The sequence below is a fragment of the Pseudomonas gorinensis genome, assembly GCF_042015035.1.
Classification (GTDB): Bacteria; Pseudomonadota; Gammaproteobacteria; order Pseudomonadales; family Pseudomonadaceae; genus Aquipseudomonas; species Aquipseudomonas gorinensis.
Window position 1 is genome coordinate 3,653,929 of the sequence record NZ_CP167125.1, and the last position, 17,528, is coordinate 3,671,456.

Consider the following 17,528-nt stretch of genomic DNA (forward strand, 5'->3'; position numbering starts at 1 on the left):
TGTGCTCGCGCACAGTGAAGCATCGTTTGCGCTGTGCCGATGAACAACCCTCCCTTTCAACGACTTCTTTCCAGGAGATGGCCCCATGTTCGAGCTGGATCATGACTTGGCGCAGGATATCGTCGACCGCACCATGGCGATCCTGCCCCACAACGTCAACGTCATGGACAGCCAGGGCCTGATCCTCGGCAGTGGTGAGCCCGAACGCATCAACACCCGCCACGAAGGGGCGCAACTGGTATTGGCCAATGGCCGCGTGGTCGAGATCGATGGGCAGACTGCCAAGCACCTCAAAGGCGTACAGCCCGGTATCAACCTGCCGCTGATGCATGACCAGCGCCTGATCGGCGTGCTGGGCATCACCGGCGAACCGGAAGGGCTGCGCACCTATGCCGAGCTGGTGCGCATGACCGCCGAAATGTTGGTCAGCCAGCGTCACCAGCAGGTTGAACAACAATGGCGGCGCCAGCGCTGCGACGATCTGCTCGCCTTGTTGCTGGCTGACAGCGGCGACTCTCCCCGCCTGGTGGACGAAGCCCAACAACTGGGGCTCAAACCGCAGATGGCACGCACGCCTTACCTGTTCGAATTGGGGGTGGGGCAATCGGCGGAGGCCTTGAGTGCCTGGCTGACATCGCGCTACCCGGACAGCTGGTGTGTGAGCTCGGCGCAGTTTTCCCTGCTGTGGTGCCGACCGGCAGCCGTGCCGGTGGACAACCTGCGCCTGCTGGAGAAGCTTCAGGGCCTGGGCTGGAACATCCTGCGCGTCGCCGTTGGCGGGCAGGCCGATGGGCTGGCGGGATTGCGTCGATGCTACCGCAGGGTCGGCGATTTGTTGGCCTATGGGCGAGATATCTTGCCCCAGTCGCGCCTGTTGACCCTCAACCGTTACCGTCTGCCGGTGATGCTGTGGCGCCATCGCAACGACGATGCGCTGGACGAGCTGCTCAACCCCTTGCGCAAAGTGCTGGCCAAAGACAGTAACGGCCAACTCCTGGCCACGTTGCGCAGCTGGTGCGATCACGATGGGCAAAGCCAGGCTTGCGCCGATGCCTTGGGTATCCACCGTAACAGCCTGCGCTACCGCATGGAACGCATCGCCGAGCTGAGCGGCGTCGACCCGCTGACCCTCGATGGCATGCTCGCGCTGTACCTTGGCGTGCAGCTATTGCCCCAGCCTTTGTCCGAATGAACAACAAACCCCACCCGCACTTGTGCATCGGACCGGCGTTATTCCCGGAGCCAACTGGCAGCATGGGCGTCATAAAAACCGGAGAAAGCCCATGAAAATCATCATCGCCCCCGACTCGTTCAAGGACAGCCTGAGTGCCGACGGCGTCGCCCAGGCCATTGCCGAAGGCTTGGCCCAGGTCTGGCCGGATGCACAGTTGATCCAGTGCCCGATGGCGGATGGCGGTGAAGGTACGGTGGATTCGGTGCTTGCGGCGTGCAATGGCGAGCTGCGTCACCAGCGCGTACGCGGCCCGCTCGGCGCGACGGTTGACGCGCGTTGGGGCTGGTTGGCCGACAGCCACACCGCCATCATCGAAATGGCCGAGGCCAGTGGCCTGCAACGGGTGCCGCCAGGCCAGCGCGATGCATGCCGGACCACCACCTATGGCACCGGCGAACTGATCCGCGCGGCCCTGGATGCTGGCGCCCAACGCATCATCCTGGCGATTGGTGGCAGCGCGACCAACGACGGCGGCGCGGGGGCCATGCAGGCCCTTGGTGTGCAACTGTTCGACGCCGAAGATCAGGCCCTGGCACCGGGTGGCCTGGCGTTGGGCCAACTGGCACGTATCAGCCTCGAGCAACTGGACCCGCGCCTGGCCCAAGTGCGTTTCGACATCGCCGCCGACGTGAACAATCCGTTATGCGGTCCCCACGGCGCCTCGGCGATTTTCGGCCCGCAGAAAGGCGCCAACCCCGAGCAAGTCCAACAGCTGGACGCCGCCCTTGGCCACTTTGCCGACCATTGCGCCCAGGTCCTGCCCAGGGACGTGCGCGACGAGCCCGGCAGCGGTGCCGCCGGTGGCCTGGGCTTCGCCGCCAAGGCCTTTCTGGGCGCACAGTTCCGCGCCGGTGTGGAGGTGGTGGCCGAACTGGTGGGCCTCGACGAAGCCGTACGCGGCGCCGACCTGGTGATCACCGGCGAAGGCCGCTTCGACGCCCAGACCCTGCGGGGCAAAACCCCGTTTGGTGTGGCGCGTATCGCTCACCGGCACAACGTCCCTGTCATCGTGATCGCCGGCACCCTGGGCGAGGGCTACGAGCAGATGTACGCCCATGGGGTGGCGGCGGCTTTTGCTTTGCCCTCCGGGCCGATGAGCCTGGAGCAGGCGTGCAGTGAGGCACCGCGCTTGTTGCGGGAGCGGTCGGCGGATATTGCGCGGGTGTGGCGGTTGGCGGCGTTGCACCGCCGATAGAGCCACCCCTACACTGGGCGGCCACTTGTTTTTCAAAGGATGAAACACAATGCACCCGCCTGAACCCCATATCGTGATCCAGCGCTTTACCGAAGCCCACCTTGAAGGCGTCGCGACGCTCTACAACGAGCCGGCCGTGTGCCGTCAGGTGCTGCAGATGCCTTTCCAGTCCGCTGAAACCTGGCGCAAACGCCTGGTGATGGACAACGAGCGGCGGCTCCAACTGGTGGCGCTGCATGGGGGGGAAGTGATTGGCCAGCTTGGCCTGGAACAGTACCTGCGCGTACGCCAGGCCCATGTGGGATCGTTCGGCATGGGCGTGGCCACGGCTTGGCAAGGCAAAGGTGTGGGCTCGCGGTTGTTGGCCGCTGCGCTGGATGTAGCCGACAACTGGATGAACCTGCACCGTGTCGAACTCACGGTGTATGCCGACAACGAAGCCGCGCATAACCTGTATCGCAAGTTCGGCTTCGAAGTCGAAGGGCGGCTGCGCGATTACGCCCTGCGTGATGGCGTCTTCGTCGACACCCTGAGCATGGCGCGCCTGCGTCGGTCGGCTTAATCCTGCAAGGCAAACGCCACCGCAGCCTGCGCATGCAGCTCGGTGGTGTCCAGCAGCGGCAGGTCGCTGTGTTCCGGCTTGATCAGCAGGCTGATTTCCGTACACCCGAGGATGATGGCCTGGGCGCCGCGCGCGCCCAGGGACTCGATCACCCGCTGGTATACCTGGCGTGACGCCTCGCTGATCACCCCCACACACAACTCCTCATAGATGATCCGGTGTACCGCCTGGCGTTCATGCGCCTCGGGCACCAGCACGGTCAAGCCCTGGGCGGCCAGGCGTGATTTGAGAAAGTCCTGCTCCATGGTGAACGCCGTGCCGAGCAAGCCGACCGTCAAGGTGCCCGCTTCGACGGCCGCCGCACTGGCGGCATCGGCGATATGCAGGAATGGGATCGACACCGCCGCCTCAATACGCGGCGCCACCAGGTGCATGGTATTGGTACACAGCACTACGCACTCGGCTCCCCCGGCCTGCAAGCGGCGCGCGGCAGCTTCCAGGATCAGCGCGGCGTCGTCCCAACGCCCGGCATGCTGGGCCTGTTCCACCGGGCCGAAGTCCACGCTGTACATCAACAATTGCGCCGAGCGCAGCGGGCCGAGCTGGTCGCGCACGTGCTGGTTGATGATGCGGTAGTACTCGGCGCTGGACTCCCAGCTCATGCCGCCGATAAGGCCGATGGTGCGCATGCGATGCTCCTGACAAGGAATGTCGCCCCACCTTACTCATCGGTCGCCGAATAGTCATACGCAGTTGCCGAGCAAATGACCGGAGCAGTTTCACATGTCCAGGTTGATCCAGCCCGGCCGGGCGGTTTCCGGTGCCACCGCGTGGACCGGTTTTCCCGTGGCCAGCTCCACCCGCCGTGCCACTTCCGGGTCGTCGGCAAAGGGAATCAGACTGGCCTCATCCAGGCTCTCGTTGGTCTGCCCGCGCAGGCAGTACTCCACCGCGCCATACAGGCATATCAGTATGAGGAAACTCCACATATCAAGCGATCCGCGCATCGAGCTGGGCCACATGCAAGTCGGCGACCCGCACCGTGCGCCAGGTGTTGTAGGCCATCAGCAGCATGCCGCTGAGAAAGAACAAGCCGCCGGCAAAACGCACCACAAAGCCGGGGTGGCTGGCCTGCAAGGCTTCGACAAACGAGTAGGTGAGCGTGCCGTCATCGTTCACCGCCCGCCACATCAAGCCCTGGGTGATACCGTTGACCCACATCGAGGCGATGTACAACACCGTGCCGATGGTCGCCAACCAGAAGTGCAGGTTGATCAGGGGCACGCTGTGCATTTGTTCACGCCCGAATACCTTGGGGATCATGTGGTAGAGCGCGCCAAAGGTAATCATCGCCACCCAGCCCAAGGCTCCGGCGTGGACGTGGCCGATGGTCCAGTCGGTGTAGTGGGAGAGCGCGTTGACCGTCTTGATCGCCATCATCGGGCCCTCGAAGGTCGACATGCCGTAGAACGCAAGCGACAACACCAAAAAGCGCAGGATCGGGTCGGTGCGTAACTTATGCCAGGCGCCGGACAAGGTCATCATGCCGTTGATCATGCCGCCCCAGCTTGGCGCCAGCAGGATCAATGACATCGCCATGCCCAGCGACTGTGCCCAGTCCGGCAGCGCGGTGTAGTGCAGGTGGTGCGGGCCGGCCCAGATATACAGGGTGATCAACGCCCAGAAGTGCACGATGGACAGGCGATAGGAATACACCGGACGCCCGACTTGTTTGGGCACGAAGTAGTACATCATCCCGAGAAAACCGGTAGTCAGGAAAAAGCCTACGGCGTTATGTCCGTACCACCATTGCACCATCGCGTCGGTGGCCCCGGCGTAGACCGGATAGGACTTGAACCAGTCCACCGGGATCGCCAGGTGATTGACCACGTGCAGCATCGCGATCACCAGGATAAACGCGCCGAAGAACCAGTTGCCCACGTAGATATGCGCGGTCTTGCGCCGCACCACGGTGGTGAAAAACACAATGGCATAGGCCACCCACACCACGGTCATCCACACCGCGCCGGAGAACTCGATCTCGGCGTATTCCTTGGTGGTGGTGTAACCCAGTGGCAGGCTGACCAGCATGATCACGATCACTGACTGCCAGCCCCAGAAGGTGAATGCGGCCAGCGTGTCGGAAAACAGCCGAACCTGGCAGGTGCGTTGTACCGCGTAGTAACTGGCGGCAAATTGCGCACTGCCGGCAAAACCGAAGATCACCAGGCTGGTGTGCAGCGGTCGCAGGCGACCAAAGGTGGTCCAGGGCAGGTCAAGGTTCATCTCGGGCCAGACCAGTTGCGAGGCGATCCAGACGCCCATGGCCATGCCCACCACGCCCCACACGAGGGTGGCGATCACGAATTGGCGGACGACTTTATAGTTATAGGCCTGTCCGGTTGTTGCTGTAGTCATGCTCAGTCCTCCCACGGTTCCAAGTGGCGGCACTGTAGGAAGCGTGGGCAAAACAAAACAGACTCAGAAAAACCTCATTACTGCGGATCAGTTCATCCAGCCTGAAAACGCTGCTCTAAGGCCATCTGATCCGCTTTTTATCGCTGGATGTGAATCTATAACGCGCTGCGCCGCAGGTGCATAGTCGTGCCATAGAAGCCGCACCGTGGATGCGGCCCACCCTGATGAGGCAGTGATATGTACCAATACGACGCATACGACCGGGCGTTGGTGTTCGAGCGCGTGGCGCAATTTCGTGATCAGGTGGAACGCTTTATCGCCGGCGACCTGAGCGAGGAGGAGTTCCTGCCCCTGCGCCTGCAAAACGGCCTGTACCTGCAAAAGCATGCCTACATGCTGCGTGTGGCAATCCCCTACGGCACCTTGAGTGCCGGGCAATTGCGCACGCTGGCTGGCATTGCACGGGATTACGACCGTGGCTACGGCCATTTCACTACGCGGCAGAACCTGCAATTCAACTGGATCGAACTGCACCAGGTGCCCGACATCCTCGAACGCCTGGCCCAGGTCGACATGCATGCGATCCAGACCTCCGGTAACTGCGTGCGCAATATCACCACGGAAGCCTTTGCCGGGGTCGCCGCCGATGAGATTCTGGACCCGCGCCCGCTGGCGGAGATCCTGCGGCAGTGGTCGACCATCAACCCGGAGTTCCTGTTCCTGCCCCGCAAGTTCAAGATCGCCATCTGCTCGGCCGACGAAGACCGCGCCGCGATCATGATGCATGACATCGGCCTGTACCTTTACCGTGACCGCCAGGGCGACATGCTGCTGCGCGTGATGGTGGGCGGTGGGCTGGGGCGCACGCCAATCCTGGGGCTGATGATTCGCGAAGGGTTGCCGTGGCAGCACCTGTTGTCCTATGTCGAGGCGATATTGCGCGTGTACAACCGCCACGGTCGGCGGGATAACAAATACAAGGCGCGCATCAAGATCCTGGTCAAGGCCCTGGGGATCGAAGCGTTTTCCCGCGAGGTGGAAGAAGAGTGGCAGTACCTGCGCGATGGCCCGGCGCAGTTGACCGACGCCGAATATACCCGTGTGGCGTCGGCCTTCGTCCCACCGGCCTATGCGCACCTGGCCGACACCAGCCTGGCTTATGGCACCGCCCTGGCGGACAACCCGCACTTTGCACGCTGGGTCAGCCGTAATGTGATGCCACATAAAGTACCGGGCTACACCAGCGTGGTGCTTTCCACCAAGCCGGGAATCAGCGCGCCGCCGGGCGATGTGACCGCCCGGCAAATGGATGCCGTGGCGCAGTGGTCAGAGCGTTTCGGCTTTGGGGAAATACGCATCGCCCATGAGCAGAACATCGTGCTGCCGGACGTGCCCAAGGAACAGCTGCATGCCCTGTGGACACTGGCCTGCGAACACGACCTGGGTGCGGCCAATATCGGCTTGTTGACCGATATCATTGCCTGCCCGGGCGGCGATTTCTGCGCCTTGGCCAACGCCAAGTCGATCCCCATCACCCAGGCGATCCAGCAGCGTTTCGATAACCTGGACTACCTGCATGACCTGGGTGATATCAGCTTGAATATTTCCGGCTGCATCAATGCCTGCGGCCATCACCACATCGGCAATATCGGCATTCTTGGCGTCGACAAGAATGGCAGCGAGTGGTACCAGATCACCCTCGGTGGCGCCCAGGGCAAGCACAGCGCCTTGGGCAAAGTGATCGGGCCATCGTTCAGCGCCGCGGAAATTCCCGATGTGATCGAGCGAGTCATCAGCACCTTCGTGCGCTACCGCGAAAGCGAGGAGCGTTTTGTCGACACGCTGCAGCGCATTGGCCTGGAGCCGTTCAAGGAGCGGGTCTACGTGGGGCAGCCGGCATGATCAACCTATTGAGGCTGGAACAGGGTGTGGCGCGGATCGTCGAGGATGACCCCTGGGTATTGGTGCGCGACGAGGTGCGAGCGCCTGGCCCGTTGATCCTGCCGTTGGCGGCCTATGAGGCGGGGCAGGGCGTGTGGTTGGGGCCGGATGATGAGGTCGAGCACCTGCAACCCTGGCTCGCCACCTTGCCGCTGATCGCCCTGGACTTCCCCAGCTTTCGCGATGGACGTGCCTACAGCCAAGCCTATCTGTTGCGCACGCGACTGGGCTGGCAAGGTGAGTTGCGCGCAATTGGCGATGTATTGCGCGACCAACTCAGCCATATGCGTCAATGCGGGTTCGATGCGTTTGCGCTGCGCGCCGACAAGTCCGCCGAGGATGCCCTCAAGGGCCTGGCGGGGATGAGCGTGCTGTATGGCCGCAGCGCCATCGAGCCACGGCCGTTGTTTCGCAGGCGATAGCCTGGCGGGCGTTAATCGTACGGCCAGGCGCCGCATCTGCCATGATCGGGTTTCGCAAATGGGCTCACCCAAGGAAATCCGCAATGGACGATGTACAGCAACTGGGCGAGATGCTTCGTCATTACGCCGATAGCGAAGCGCATAAAAAACAGCAGTTCGATGTGCAATCAGCCCGCTGGGCGCAAAAGCTCGGCGAGTTGTTCCAGCAGATCGAGCAGTGGCTGGAACCGGTCAAGACCCATGGCTTGCTGGAGGTTCACCGCGAAGCCTACGTGGCCAGCGGCCCGAGCATGCCGGTGGAGACATCGCCTTTCAACACGGAAAAACTCACGGTGCAGATCACCGGCAAAAACGTCGAGTTCGTGCCCGAGGTCATGGGCGCCGGCGGGTTGATCTGCGTGTCGGTCATGGGCCTTACCGCCGCGCGGCATGGCAGTGTCTCGCTGGTATTGCCCGCGGATAAGAACGACTGGCTCTGGAAGAAGACCAACGGCCTGAAAGACCCGGACACCTTCGGCTTCGACGCCAACTTCCTCGCGGCGCAGTTACAGAGCCTGATTCCCCGCGAACGCGGCTAAGCGCGCGATTTTTCCGTGATTGGCTATACCTACAGCTCAACGTTCTGATGATGGTTGCCAAGGAGTTCAAGCATGAAGCTAAGGCGAATGATCAGCACGCTCTGCATCGCTTCGATCGGGATGGTGGGCTGTGCCAGCAAAGTTACACAACCGGATGAATATTCGGGGTTCCTTTCCGACTACAGTCGCCTTAAGGAGGCCAAGTCGCCCTCGGGGGCCGAAGTGATGCGCTGGGTCGACCCCAAGCTGGATGTGAGTCGCTACAACGCGGTGTATATCGAACCCACCCAGTTCTACCCCAAGCCCCACGCCACGACGAAAATCCCCGAAAGCACGTTGCGCGGCATCAACGACTACTTCAACCAGGCGCTCAAGCGCGAGCTCGGCAAGTCATTGCCCCTGGCGCAAGGGCCAGGCAACGGGGTATTGGTGGTGCGGGCAGCGATCACGGCGGTCAGCACCAAGACCCAGGGGCTCAAGCCCTATGAGTATGTGCCTGTTGCGTTAGTCGCGGCGGCGGTCAGCGCTGGCAGCGGCATTCGCGACCAGGACACGATCCTGGGTACCGAGGCACAGTTTCTCGATGGGGCCAACGGCAACGTCGTCGCCCAGGTCGTGCGCAAAGGCACCGGCAAACCCCTGGAAAACGACGCACAAGCGATGACGCCCAATGATGTAAAAGGCGTCATCGATGGCTGGGCGTCGGACCTGCATCAGTCCTCCCTGAAGTTCAGAAAGCCCTAGGCCCGCCAGCGTCTACTTGAGAGGGGTCAGCGGTGGCAGTTTCCATTCACCGTTGCCCACCTCAGGTTTGGGCAGGTAAATCCGCAGTACCGCGTAGAACGGACCAGGAGGGGCAGGTAGCCAATTGCTTTGTTCTTCTTTCGGCGGTTCGTGGTGCTGCAGCGCCAGGGTCAAGCCGCCGTCGGCGTCCAGCTTGAGGTTGGGCAGCATCCGCGAGTTGATCTGGTAACGCTTCTTGTGATTGGGCACCAGCAGCTTGGTCTTGGCGTCGTACATGGTCAGCGACCAGAATGCATCGGCCGGCGGCAGCTGGCCCTTGGCAAAGTGGACGGTGTAGCTGTGACGAGCGCCGTTGGCGGGTTTACCCTCGCTGTCGATGAGGTAGCTCAGGGAGGCCGCCTCATCGGCCGAGTTGCGGAAAATCCCGATGTTGGCGCCAGCGTAGCGGTACAGGTAGTTGTTCTTCAGGCGGTCACGGCTGCCGAACAGGTCGGCGCTGGCGACCTGATGGGTGTCGAGCTTGTCCTTTTTAAAGGCTGCGAATTCCGCCCTGGCGTCGCTAATGCCGTCTTCCAGGGCCTTGCGCTGTTCAGCCGTCAACTGGTTGACCTTGAACGGCGCGCCAGGGGCAATGCCGATCTTGGCAAAGCGCGCCAGCAGGTCTTTTTCGCTGTCCTGGGGCGCGGCGAAGGCCAGCATGAAGTTCAGGTAGCGAAACAACTGCGGTCCTTCGGTCATGGTCGCCAATGGCTTGGGCCATTGGATCTTGGCTGCCTTGGCCGGGGCGGCTTGCTTCACGTAATTGCTCAGCGACTGCACTTTGTAGCCGTTCTGAATCTGCTTGACCTTGTTCAGGTCCTTTTCATCAAACAACTGAGTGCGGTAGAGGGCGTAGGCAATATTGCTCTCGCTGTACACCACACGGTCCACGTTGACTGGCTGCTGACCTTTCCAGTCCGGGCCGGCGACCATGTAGTGGCCGCCATTGTTGCCGGTGCTGCGGGTGCCCAGGTAAGCGAAATTCTGCGTATAGAGGTCGATCAGTTGCACCGAGTAGTAACGGTCGTCTTCGATCTTGGGCAGGGTGAGCACCAGCGGCTCGCTGCGCAGATCCATCCACACGAATGAATAGGGTGTGTCGATGTTCGGGGTCGCGAATGCGGTGTCCTTTGGCGTGAGCGCCTGGGCGGTATTGCCGATATGGTTGAACGGTGCCTTGAAGTTGGCCCCGCCTTTATCAACGGCCTGGGTGTAGAGCGTCTTGTACATCTCAACGACTGGATAGCCATACAAGTAGGCTTCCTTGGCAATGGCCCGCGCTTCGCTCGGCGTCGCCGTGAAATCGGCCCAGGCACCGGTACTCATGAGTATCGAGAGGCTCGCCAACAGCAGGCGCGTCGGTTTTCCAATCATGTTGTTGCGTCCTTCCAGGGGGGCTTGGTGGGGAGAGTTATGGTACATGGCGCGGATGCGCCATGAGTTTCCATTTTTATTGGCCGAACGTCACGTTAAAAGCACGAAATCAGGCGTGCAGCCGCCGTTGCCTTGGCCGATCGAATCAATAACTGAGAAATTCAACGTCAGAAGCTGCGCAGGCGCTGACAGCCGTGCAGGGTGGGCAGCATGCGCTGACAGTGGGCGGTCATGCGGCAGGCGGCAACATCGCTTTGACCTTGTCGCGCAACTGATCGATCGAGAACGGCTTGGCGATCACCTGCATACCGGTAGACACATCGATATTTTCGGCATAGCCGCTGGCGAACAATATCGGCAAGGTCGGACGCAACTCACGGACCTTGGCCGCCAGTTGCTTGCCGTCCATACCCGGCAGGCCCATGTCGGTCATCATCAGATCAATCGTCTGGTGGATGTCTTCAACCACTTCGAGCGCCTTTTCGGCATCAGCGGCCTCCAGCACTGCGAACTCCAACTCTTCGAGTACATCGACGATCAGCATGCGCACGATGGCGTCATCTTCGACTACAAGGATGGTGGAGGCGGTGGGCATAGTAGACATTCCTGAAAGGTGAGGGGCTGAGCGTGAAAGGCAAAAAGACAACTTAGTAATGAGTGGAAGCAACGCCAGCAAGTTCCAAAGTAATTGCTGGCATTGTGACGTTCGTGGAGCAGAATGTCCCGTCGGGTTGTTCTGTTCCCCTTGCTTCTTTGGGTGAGGAAGAAAGCGCGAGGAGTTCCGGAGCCAAGCAGCCTGATATTTAAGCAGCCGAATCAATACAGAAAAATAGCGTTCGCGCGCAACTTTGGGGCAAACTCCTCGTTTTTCTGAATTGGCCAAGGCATGCCCATGACTCCCGCGTCGACTGTCGATGAAAAGAGCTTTCGTACACTGCTGGGCCGAAACGTCGCGCTGCCCCTGGGCGTGGGCGTGCTCAGCGCGGTATTTTTCGTCTGCCTGATCACTTATTTGCTGTCGGTAATCCAGTGGGTGGAGCACACCGACCGGGTCATCAACAACCTCAATGAGACGTCAAAGCTGACCGTCGACCTGGAAACCGGCATGCGCGGTTTCCTGATCACCGGTGACGAGCATTTCCTCGATCCGTATGAAGTGGCCAAGCCTCGCATCATTGCCGATTTGCGCAATTTGCAGGACCTGGTGGCGGACAACCCCCAGCAGGTGGACCGCCTCAAGCGCTTGGAAGCCTTGCAGATCGAGTGGAACAAGTACGCCCAATCGATGATTGATATGCAGCGGGAGAGCGGTGATTTCCGTAGCGCTGTGAAGGCCGGCCGCGGCAAGCGCCTGACCGACGAAATTCGCAAGGGATACGACGATGCGGTGGCGATGGAGCAGCAGTTCCGTATCGCCCGCAACGAAGACGTCACCCGTACCACGGTCATCAGCGTCAGCTTGTACCTGGCATTTGTACTCGGGTTGAGTGGCTTTCTGGCCTACATTGGTCGTAAGAATTTACTTTCCTTATCCGATAGTTACAGCGCAAACCTCGCGTCACAACAGAAGATCGCGCAGCGCCTCGAGCGGCAAGCCTGGTTGCGTAATGGCCAGACCGAGTTGGCCGAACAGGTCCTCGGCCAACTGACCTTGAACATGCTGGGCCGCAATATCTTGCAGTTCTTCGCCCAGTACATGGGCTCGGCCGTCGCGGCGCTGTATGTGCGCGAAGAACACGGCGGCCTCAAGCGCGTGGCCACGTACGGCTTCTCCCGCGAGCAGGAGCAGCAGGAACAGTCGATCTACAGTGACGAAGGTATCGTCGGGCAGGCTGCCCAACTGGATCGCCTGATTCGCCTCGACGACGTGCCAGTGGACTACTTCAAGGTCAGCTCCGGCCTGGGCGAAGGCGCCACGCGCAGCGTGATGGTGATGCCGACGAGCGACGATGACCGGGTCAACGGCGTGATCGAACTGGGTTTCCTGCGCCCTCTGGAAGAGCGTGACGTCGATTTGCTGGAGCTGATCGCCGGGAATATCGGCACTTCCATCGAAGCCGCGCGTTATCGCCAGCGCCTGCAGGAAGTGCTGGCCGAGACCCAGCAGCTCAACGAAGAGCTGCAAGTGCAACAGGAAGAGCTCAAGACCGCCAACGAAGAACTCGAAGAGCAGTCGCGCATCCTCAAGGAGTCCCAGGCCCACCTTGAGACCCAACAGGCGGAACTGGAGCAGACCAACGAGCAGTTGGCCGAGCAGACCCAGACCCTGGCGGAGCAGCGCGACGCCATGGACCGCAAGAACGTCGAACTCAACCAGGCCCAGCTCGAACTCGAGGACCGCGCCGAAGAGTTGCAGCGCTCCAGCAAGTACAAGTCCGAGTTCCTCGCCAACATGTCCCACGAGCTGCGTACGCCGTTGAACAGCTCGTTGATTCTGGCCAAGCTTTTGGCCGAGAACCCCCAGGAAAACCTCAGTGCCGAGCAGGTCAAGTTCGCCGAGTCGATCTATTCGGCGGGTAATGACCTGCTCAATCTGATCAACGACATCCTGGATATTTCCAAGGTGGAAGCCGGCAAACTGGAGGTGCGCCCGGAAAACTCCAGTGTGGCGCGCCTGGTCGACGGCCTGCGCGGGATGTTCGAACCGCTCGCCGCCGATCGCAAGCTGGCGTTCCAGGTCGAAGTGCTGGAAGGCTCGCCGACCATGCTGTTCACCGACCGCCAACGCCTGGAGCAGATCCTCAAGAACCTGCTGTCCAACGCCATCAAGTTCACCGAGCAAGGTGAAGTCAGCCTGTCGGTCTCCCGGGCGCCGGGTGAGGGCATTGCCTTTACCGTGCGTGATTCGGGCATCGGTATTGCCCCGGACCAGCAGGAAAGTATCTTCGAAGCCTTCCGCCAGGCCGACGGCACCACCAACCGCCGTTACGGCGGTACGGGCCTGGGGCTGTCGATTTCCCGCGACCTGGCCACCTTGCTCGGCGGCTATATCAGCGTGACCAGCGAGCCGGGCAAGGGCAGCGTATTTACCCTGGTGTTGCCGGAGCAGTACATCGAGCGTGAGGAAGACGCGGCGCCTATCGAGCCGCCACGCCAGGTGGTTGCGGTCCCGGCACCCAAGCCGATCGCGGTATCACCCTTGCCGATCGCGGACGCCAAACAGATCCCACGGTTTGCCGACGATCGCGAGAAAGCCCCGTTTACCACCCGTTGCATCCTGGTGGTGGAAGACGAGCCGAACTTCGCCCGCATTCTGTTCGACCTGGCCCATGAGTTGGGTTACCACTGCCTGGTGGCCCATGGCGCAGACGAAGGCTACAGCCTGGCCGAGGAATACATCCCCGATGCCATCCTGCTCGACATGCGCCTGCCGGATCATTCGGGCCTGACCGTGTTGCAGCGCCTCAAGGAACATGCCAATACCCGGCATATCCCGGTGCATGTGATTTCCGTGGAAGACCGCGTCGAAGCCGCCATGCATATGGGCGCCATCGGCTATGCGGTCAAGCCCACCACCCGCGAAGAGCTCAAGGACGTGTTTGCACGCCTGGAAGCCAAGCTGACCCAGAAGGTCAAGCGCGTGCTGCTGGTGGAGGACGATGACCTGCAACGCGACAGCATTGCCCGCCTGATCGGCGACGATGACATCGAAATCACCGCCGTCGGCTTTGCCCAGGAGGCCCTCGACCTGCTGCGCGCCAACGTCTATGACTGCATGATCATCGACCTCAAGCTGCCCGACATGCTCGGCAACGAGTTGCTCAAGCGCATGGCCACCGAGGATATCTGCTCGTTCCCGCCGGTGATTGTCTACACCGGGCGCAACCTGACCCGCGATGAAGAGACCGAACTGCGCAAGTATTCGCGCTCGATCATCATCAAGGGCGCCCGTTCCCCGGAGCGCCTGCTGGACGAGGTGACACTCTTTCTGCACAAAGTCGAATCCCAGCTGTCCCATGAACGCCAGACGATGCTCAAGACTGCCCGCAGCCGCGACAAGGTGTTCGAAGGCCGCAAGATTCTGTTGGTGGACGACGATGTGCGCAACATTTTCGCCCTGACCAGTGCCTTGGAGCACAAGGGGGCTGTGGTGGTCATCGGGCGTAACGGTCGTGAAGCCATCGATAGACTCAATGAGATCGACGATATCGACCTGGTGCTGATGGATGTGATGATGCCCGAGATGGACGGTTACGAAGCCACCACCTTGATTCGCCAGGACCCGCGCTGGAAAAAACTGCCGATCATTGCCGTCACCGCCAAGGCCATGAAGGACGATCAGGAGCGCTGTCTTGCGGCGGGTTCCAACGATTACCTGGCCAAGCCGATTGACCTGGATCGCCTGTTCTCGCTGATCCGCGTATGGCTACCGAAGATGGAACGCATTTAAGTGGAGCGAAGTTTTTTGGAAAAAAGCAGCGATATTGAGCTGCGCCTGCTGATCGAGGCGATTTACCTCAAGTACAGCTATGACTTTCGCGACTATTCCGGTGCGTCGGTAAAACGCCGCGTGGCTCACGCCCTGCGCCAGTTCGACTGCGCAACCATTTCGGCGTTGCAGGAGCGGGTGCTGCACGACCCGGCGGCGTTCATGCAGTTGCTGCAATTCCTGACGATTCCGGTCAGCGAGATGTTTCGCGACCCGTCGCACTTCCTCGCGATCCGCCAGGAAGTGGTGCCGCTGCTCAAGACCTACCCGTCGATCAAGATCTGGATCGCCGGCTGCAGCACGGGGGAGGAGGTGTACTCCATGGCGATCCTGCTGCGTGAAGAGGGGTTGCTGGAGCGCACCATCATCTACGCCACCGATATCAACCCGGCGTCCCTGGACAAAGCCAAGCAGGGGATCTTTTCTCTGGAGAATGTCCGCGCCTACACTGCCAACTACCAGCAGGCTGGCGGGCAGCGTTCATTTGCCGACTACTACACCGCGGCTTACGATTACGCGATCTTCGACAAGACGCTGCGTGAGAATGTGACCTTCGCTGACCATAGCCTGGCGACCGATAGCGTGTTCTCAGAAACTCAATTAATTTCATGCCGTAATGTTCTGATTTATTTCAATAAAAAGTTGCAAGACAGGGCGTTTGGATTGTTTCATGAGTCGCTGTGCCATCGCGGCTTCCTGGTGCTGGGCAGCAAGGAAACCCTGGAATTTTCCGGCTACAGCAAGCAATTCGAACCCCTGGTCAAGCAGGAACGGATCTACCGAAAATCATGAACGACGCCGCCGCCAACCCGATTCGCGGGATTGAAGCCATCGTCGTCGGCGCTTCCGCTGGCGGGGTCGAGGCGTTGCTGAGTATTTTCAGTGACTTGCCCGACACCTTCGGTCTGCCGATCGTCGCCGTGCTGCACCTGCCGGATGAGCGCCGCAGCCAGTTGGCCGAGGTTTTTTCACGGCGCCTGCGCATCCCGGTACGGGAAGGCCAGGACAAAGAAGCGATCGAGCCGGGCACCTTGTATTTCGCCGGCCCTGGCTATCACTTGTCGGTGGAGCATGATCGCAGCCTGTCCCTGAGCCAGGAAGACCGGGTACATCATTCCCGGCCTGCCATCGACTACCTGTTCGCCTCCGCCGCCGATACCTATGGCAAGGGCCTGCTCGCGATTCTGTTGACCGGCGCCAACCAGGACGGCGCCCATGGCCTGATGCAGGTCAAGCACAGCGGTGGCACCACGGTTGTACAGGACCCCGACGAAGCACGCATTGCGGTGATGCCACGGGCAGCCCTGGCCCTGCACACCCCCGACCATATTCTGACCTTGAGCCGCATTGCCTCCTTGCTGGCTTCCCTGGAATCTTCCCCATGTTAAGTACTGTCCAGGCCAAACTGCTGATCGTCGACGATCTGCCGGAAAACCTGCTGGCCCTCGAGGCGCTGATCAAGCGCGAGGATCGCCAGGTCTTCAAGGCCTTGAGCGCCGACGAGGCCTTGTCGTTGTTGCTGGAGCATGAGTTCGCCATGGCGATCCTCGATGTGCAGATGCCCGGCATGAACGGTTTCGAGCTGGCCGAACTGATGCGCGGTACCGAGAAAACCAAGAACATCCCGATTGTGTTCGTCAGCGCCGCGGGCCGCGAACTGAATTACGCCTTCAAGGGCTACGAAAGTGGCGCCGTGGACTTCCTGCACAAACCCCTGGACATCCATGCGGTGAAGAGCAAAGTCAATGTGTTCGTCGACCTCTACCGCCAGAGCAAGGCGATGAAACTGCAGGTCGAAGCCCTTGAGCGCAGTCGCCGCGAACAGGAACTGCTGTTGACGCGCCTGCAGGCCACCCAGGCTGAACTGGAACAGGCCGTGCGCATGCGCGATGACTTTATGTCGATCGTTGCCCATGAGGTTCGTACACCGCTCAACGGGCTGATCCTCGAAACCCAACTGCGCAAGATGCACCTGGCGCGGGATAACGCCGCCGCGTTTACCCTGGACAAGATGCACGCGATGGTCGACCGCGATGAGCGCCAGATCCAGAGCCTGATCCGCTTGATCGAAGACATGCTCGATGTGTCGCGTATCCGCACCGGCAAGCTGTCGATTCGCCCGGCACGCTTTGACTTGACGCAATTGGTACGCAACCTGCTGGAGAACTTTGCCCCCCAGGTGGCGGCCGCCGAGTCGTCGATGCAACTGGACGCCGAAGGGCCGGTGGAGGGCAACTGGGACGAGTTCCGTATCGAGCAGGTGGTCTCCAACCTGCTGACCAATGCGTTGCGCTACGGGGCCAAGAGCCCGGTGGAGGTGCGCGTCTATGCCGTGCACGGCGAGGCGCGGGTGGAAGTGCGTGATCATGGTATCGGGATCAGCGAAGACAACCAGAAGCGGATTTTCCAGCAGTTCGAGCGCGTATCCGCCAGCCATGTAGCCGCGGGCCTGGGCCTGGGGCTGTTTATTTCAGAGCAGATCGTGGCGGCCCACGGCGGCACCATCGAAGTCGAGAGCCAGATAGGCGAGGGCGCGCTGTTCCGGGTGTGCCTGCCCCTGGATGCGCCGGTGTGAAATCAATCGTCACCTCG

General features: G+C 61.0%; 16 protein-coding genes. 11 read left to right on the plus strand and 5 right to left on the minus strand.

Annotated elements, in window-relative coordinates:
* Window positions 1–85 precede the first annotated feature (85 nt).
* The 3 genes from AB7933_RS16685 to AB7933_RS16695 all read left to right on the plus strand — a co-directional run bounded on the left by AB7933_RS16685 (window position 86) and on the right by AB7933_RS16695 (window position 2,991).
* Window positions 86–1,192 (plus strand): sugar diacid recognition domain-containing protein, encoded by a 1,107-nt coding sequence (locus AB7933_RS16685; protein ID WP_024075367.1) that lies wholly within the window; start codon window positions 86–88, stop codon window positions 1,190–1,192.
* Window positions 1,193–1,283: 91 nt separating this feature from the next.
* The gene (locus tag AB7933_RS16690) at window positions 1,284–2,429 is read left to right on the plus strand and encodes a glycerate kinase (protein ID WP_024075368.1); all 1,146 of its coding nucleotides are present in this window, start codon (window positions 1,284–1,286) and stop codon (window positions 2,427–2,429) included.
* A 49-nt stretch (window positions 2,430–2,478) separates the two neighbouring features.
* Window positions 2,479–2,991 (plus strand): GNAT family N-acetyltransferase, encoded by a 513-nt coding sequence (locus AB7933_RS16695; RefSeq protein ID WP_024075369.1) that lies wholly within the window; start codon window positions 2,479–2,481, stop codon window positions 2,989–2,991.
* Here AB7933_RS16695 and AB7933_RS16700 read toward each other — a convergent pair.
* From AB7933_RS16700 to ccoN, 3 genes are all read right to left on the minus strand, one after another.
* The gene (locus AB7933_RS16700; protein ID WP_024075370.1) at window positions 2,988–3,680 is read right to left on the minus strand and encodes an aspartate/glutamate racemase family protein; all 693 of its coding nucleotides are present in this window, start codon (window positions 3,678–3,680) and stop codon (window positions 2,988–2,990) included. The two genes, AB7933_RS16695 and AB7933_RS16700, sit on opposite strands and share 4 nt — an antisense overlap.
* A 90-nt stretch (window positions 3,681–3,770) precedes the next feature.
* Window positions 3,771–3,980, minus strand: coding sequence for a hypothetical protein (locus AB7933_RS16705; protein ID WP_024075371.1), 210 nt, complete (start codon window positions 3,978–3,980; stop codon window positions 3,771–3,773).
* Window position 3,981: 1 nt separating this feature from the next.
* Window positions 3,982–5,409, minus strand: coding sequence for a cytochrome-c oxidase, cbb3-type subunit I (gene ccoN / locus AB7933_RS16710; protein WP_024075372.1), 1,428 nt, complete (start codon window positions 5,407–5,409; stop codon window positions 3,982–3,984).
* 237 nt (window positions 5,410–5,646) lie between these two features.
* Here ccoN and AB7933_RS16715 point away from each other — a divergent pair, with 237 nt between their 5' ends.
* From AB7933_RS16715 to AB7933_RS16730, 4 genes are all read left to right on the plus strand, one after another.
* On the plus strand, window positions 5,647–7,311 hold the full coding sequence (locus tag AB7933_RS16715; RefSeq protein ID WP_024075373.1) for a nitrite/sulfite reductase: 1,665 nt from the start codon (window positions 5,647–5,649) through the stop codon (window positions 7,309–7,311).
* Window positions 7,308–7,772 (plus strand): DUF934 domain-containing protein, encoded by a 465-nt coding sequence (locus AB7933_RS16720; RefSeq protein WP_024075374.1) that lies wholly within the window; start codon window positions 7,308–7,310, stop codon window positions 7,770–7,772. The genes AB7933_RS16715 and AB7933_RS16720 overlap by 4 nt, the downstream gene beginning before the upstream one ends.
* 83 nt (window positions 7,773–7,855) lie before the next feature.
* On the plus strand, window positions 7,856–8,350 hold the full coding sequence (locus AB7933_RS16725; RefSeq protein ID WP_024075375.1) for a hypothetical protein: 495 nt from the start codon (window positions 7,856–7,858) through the stop codon (window positions 8,348–8,350).
* A gap of 72 nt (window positions 8,351–8,422) precedes the next feature.
* Window positions 8,423–9,094: a DUF3313 domain-containing protein gene (locus AB7933_RS16730; protein ID WP_024075376.1), complete on the plus strand. Its 672-nt coding sequence runs from the start codon at window positions 8,423–8,425 to the stop codon at window positions 9,092–9,094.
* Between the two features lie 12 nt (window positions 9,095–9,106).
* Here the strand turns inward: AB7933_RS16730 and AB7933_RS16735 are convergent, their stop codons facing one another.
* Window positions 9,107–10,507 (minus strand): DUF1254 domain-containing protein, encoded by a 1,401-nt coding sequence (locus AB7933_RS16735; RefSeq protein WP_024075377.1) that lies wholly within the window; start codon window positions 10,505–10,507, stop codon window positions 9,107–9,109.
* A gap of 229 nt (window positions 10,508–10,736) precedes the next feature.
* The gene (locus AB7933_RS16740; protein WP_024075378.1) at window positions 10,737–11,102 is read right to left on the minus strand and encodes a response regulator; all 366 of its coding nucleotides are present in this window, start codon (window positions 11,100–11,102) and stop codon (window positions 10,737–10,739) included.
* A gap of 297 nt (window positions 11,103–11,399) precedes the next feature.
* Between AB7933_RS16740 and AB7933_RS16745 the strand changes: the two genes are divergently transcribed.
* From AB7933_RS16745 to AB7933_RS16760, 4 genes are read left to right on the plus strand one after another with little or no spacing between them, the layout of a single operon-like run.
* Window positions 11,400–14,897 carry a response regulator gene (locus tag AB7933_RS16745; protein ID WP_024075379.1) on the plus strand — a complete coding sequence of 1,166 codons (3,498 nt, stop codon included), beginning with the start codon at window positions 11,400–11,402 and terminating at the stop codon, window positions 14,895–14,897.
* Window positions 14,898–15,728, plus strand: a complete 831-nt coding sequence (locus AB7933_RS16750; protein ID WP_024075380.1) for a CheR family methyltransferase — start codon at window positions 14,898–14,900, stop codon at window positions 15,726–15,728. It begins immediately after the preceding gene.
* A complete protein-coding gene (locus tag AB7933_RS16755; RefSeq protein ID WP_024075381.1) occupies window positions 15,725–16,324 on the plus strand; it encodes a chemotaxis protein CheB in 600 nt (199 codons plus the stop codon). The genes AB7933_RS16750 and AB7933_RS16755 overlap by 4 nt, the downstream gene beginning before the upstream one ends.
* Window positions 16,318–17,511 carry a hybrid sensor histidine kinase/response regulator gene (locus tag AB7933_RS16760; RefSeq protein ID WP_024075382.1) on the plus strand — a complete coding sequence of 398 codons (1,194 nt, stop codon included), beginning with the start codon at window positions 16,318–16,320 and terminating at the stop codon, window positions 17,509–17,511. Before AB7933_RS16755 ends, AB7933_RS16760 begins: the two co-directional genes overlap by 7 nt.
* Window positions 17,512–17,528 lie beyond the last annotated feature (17 nt).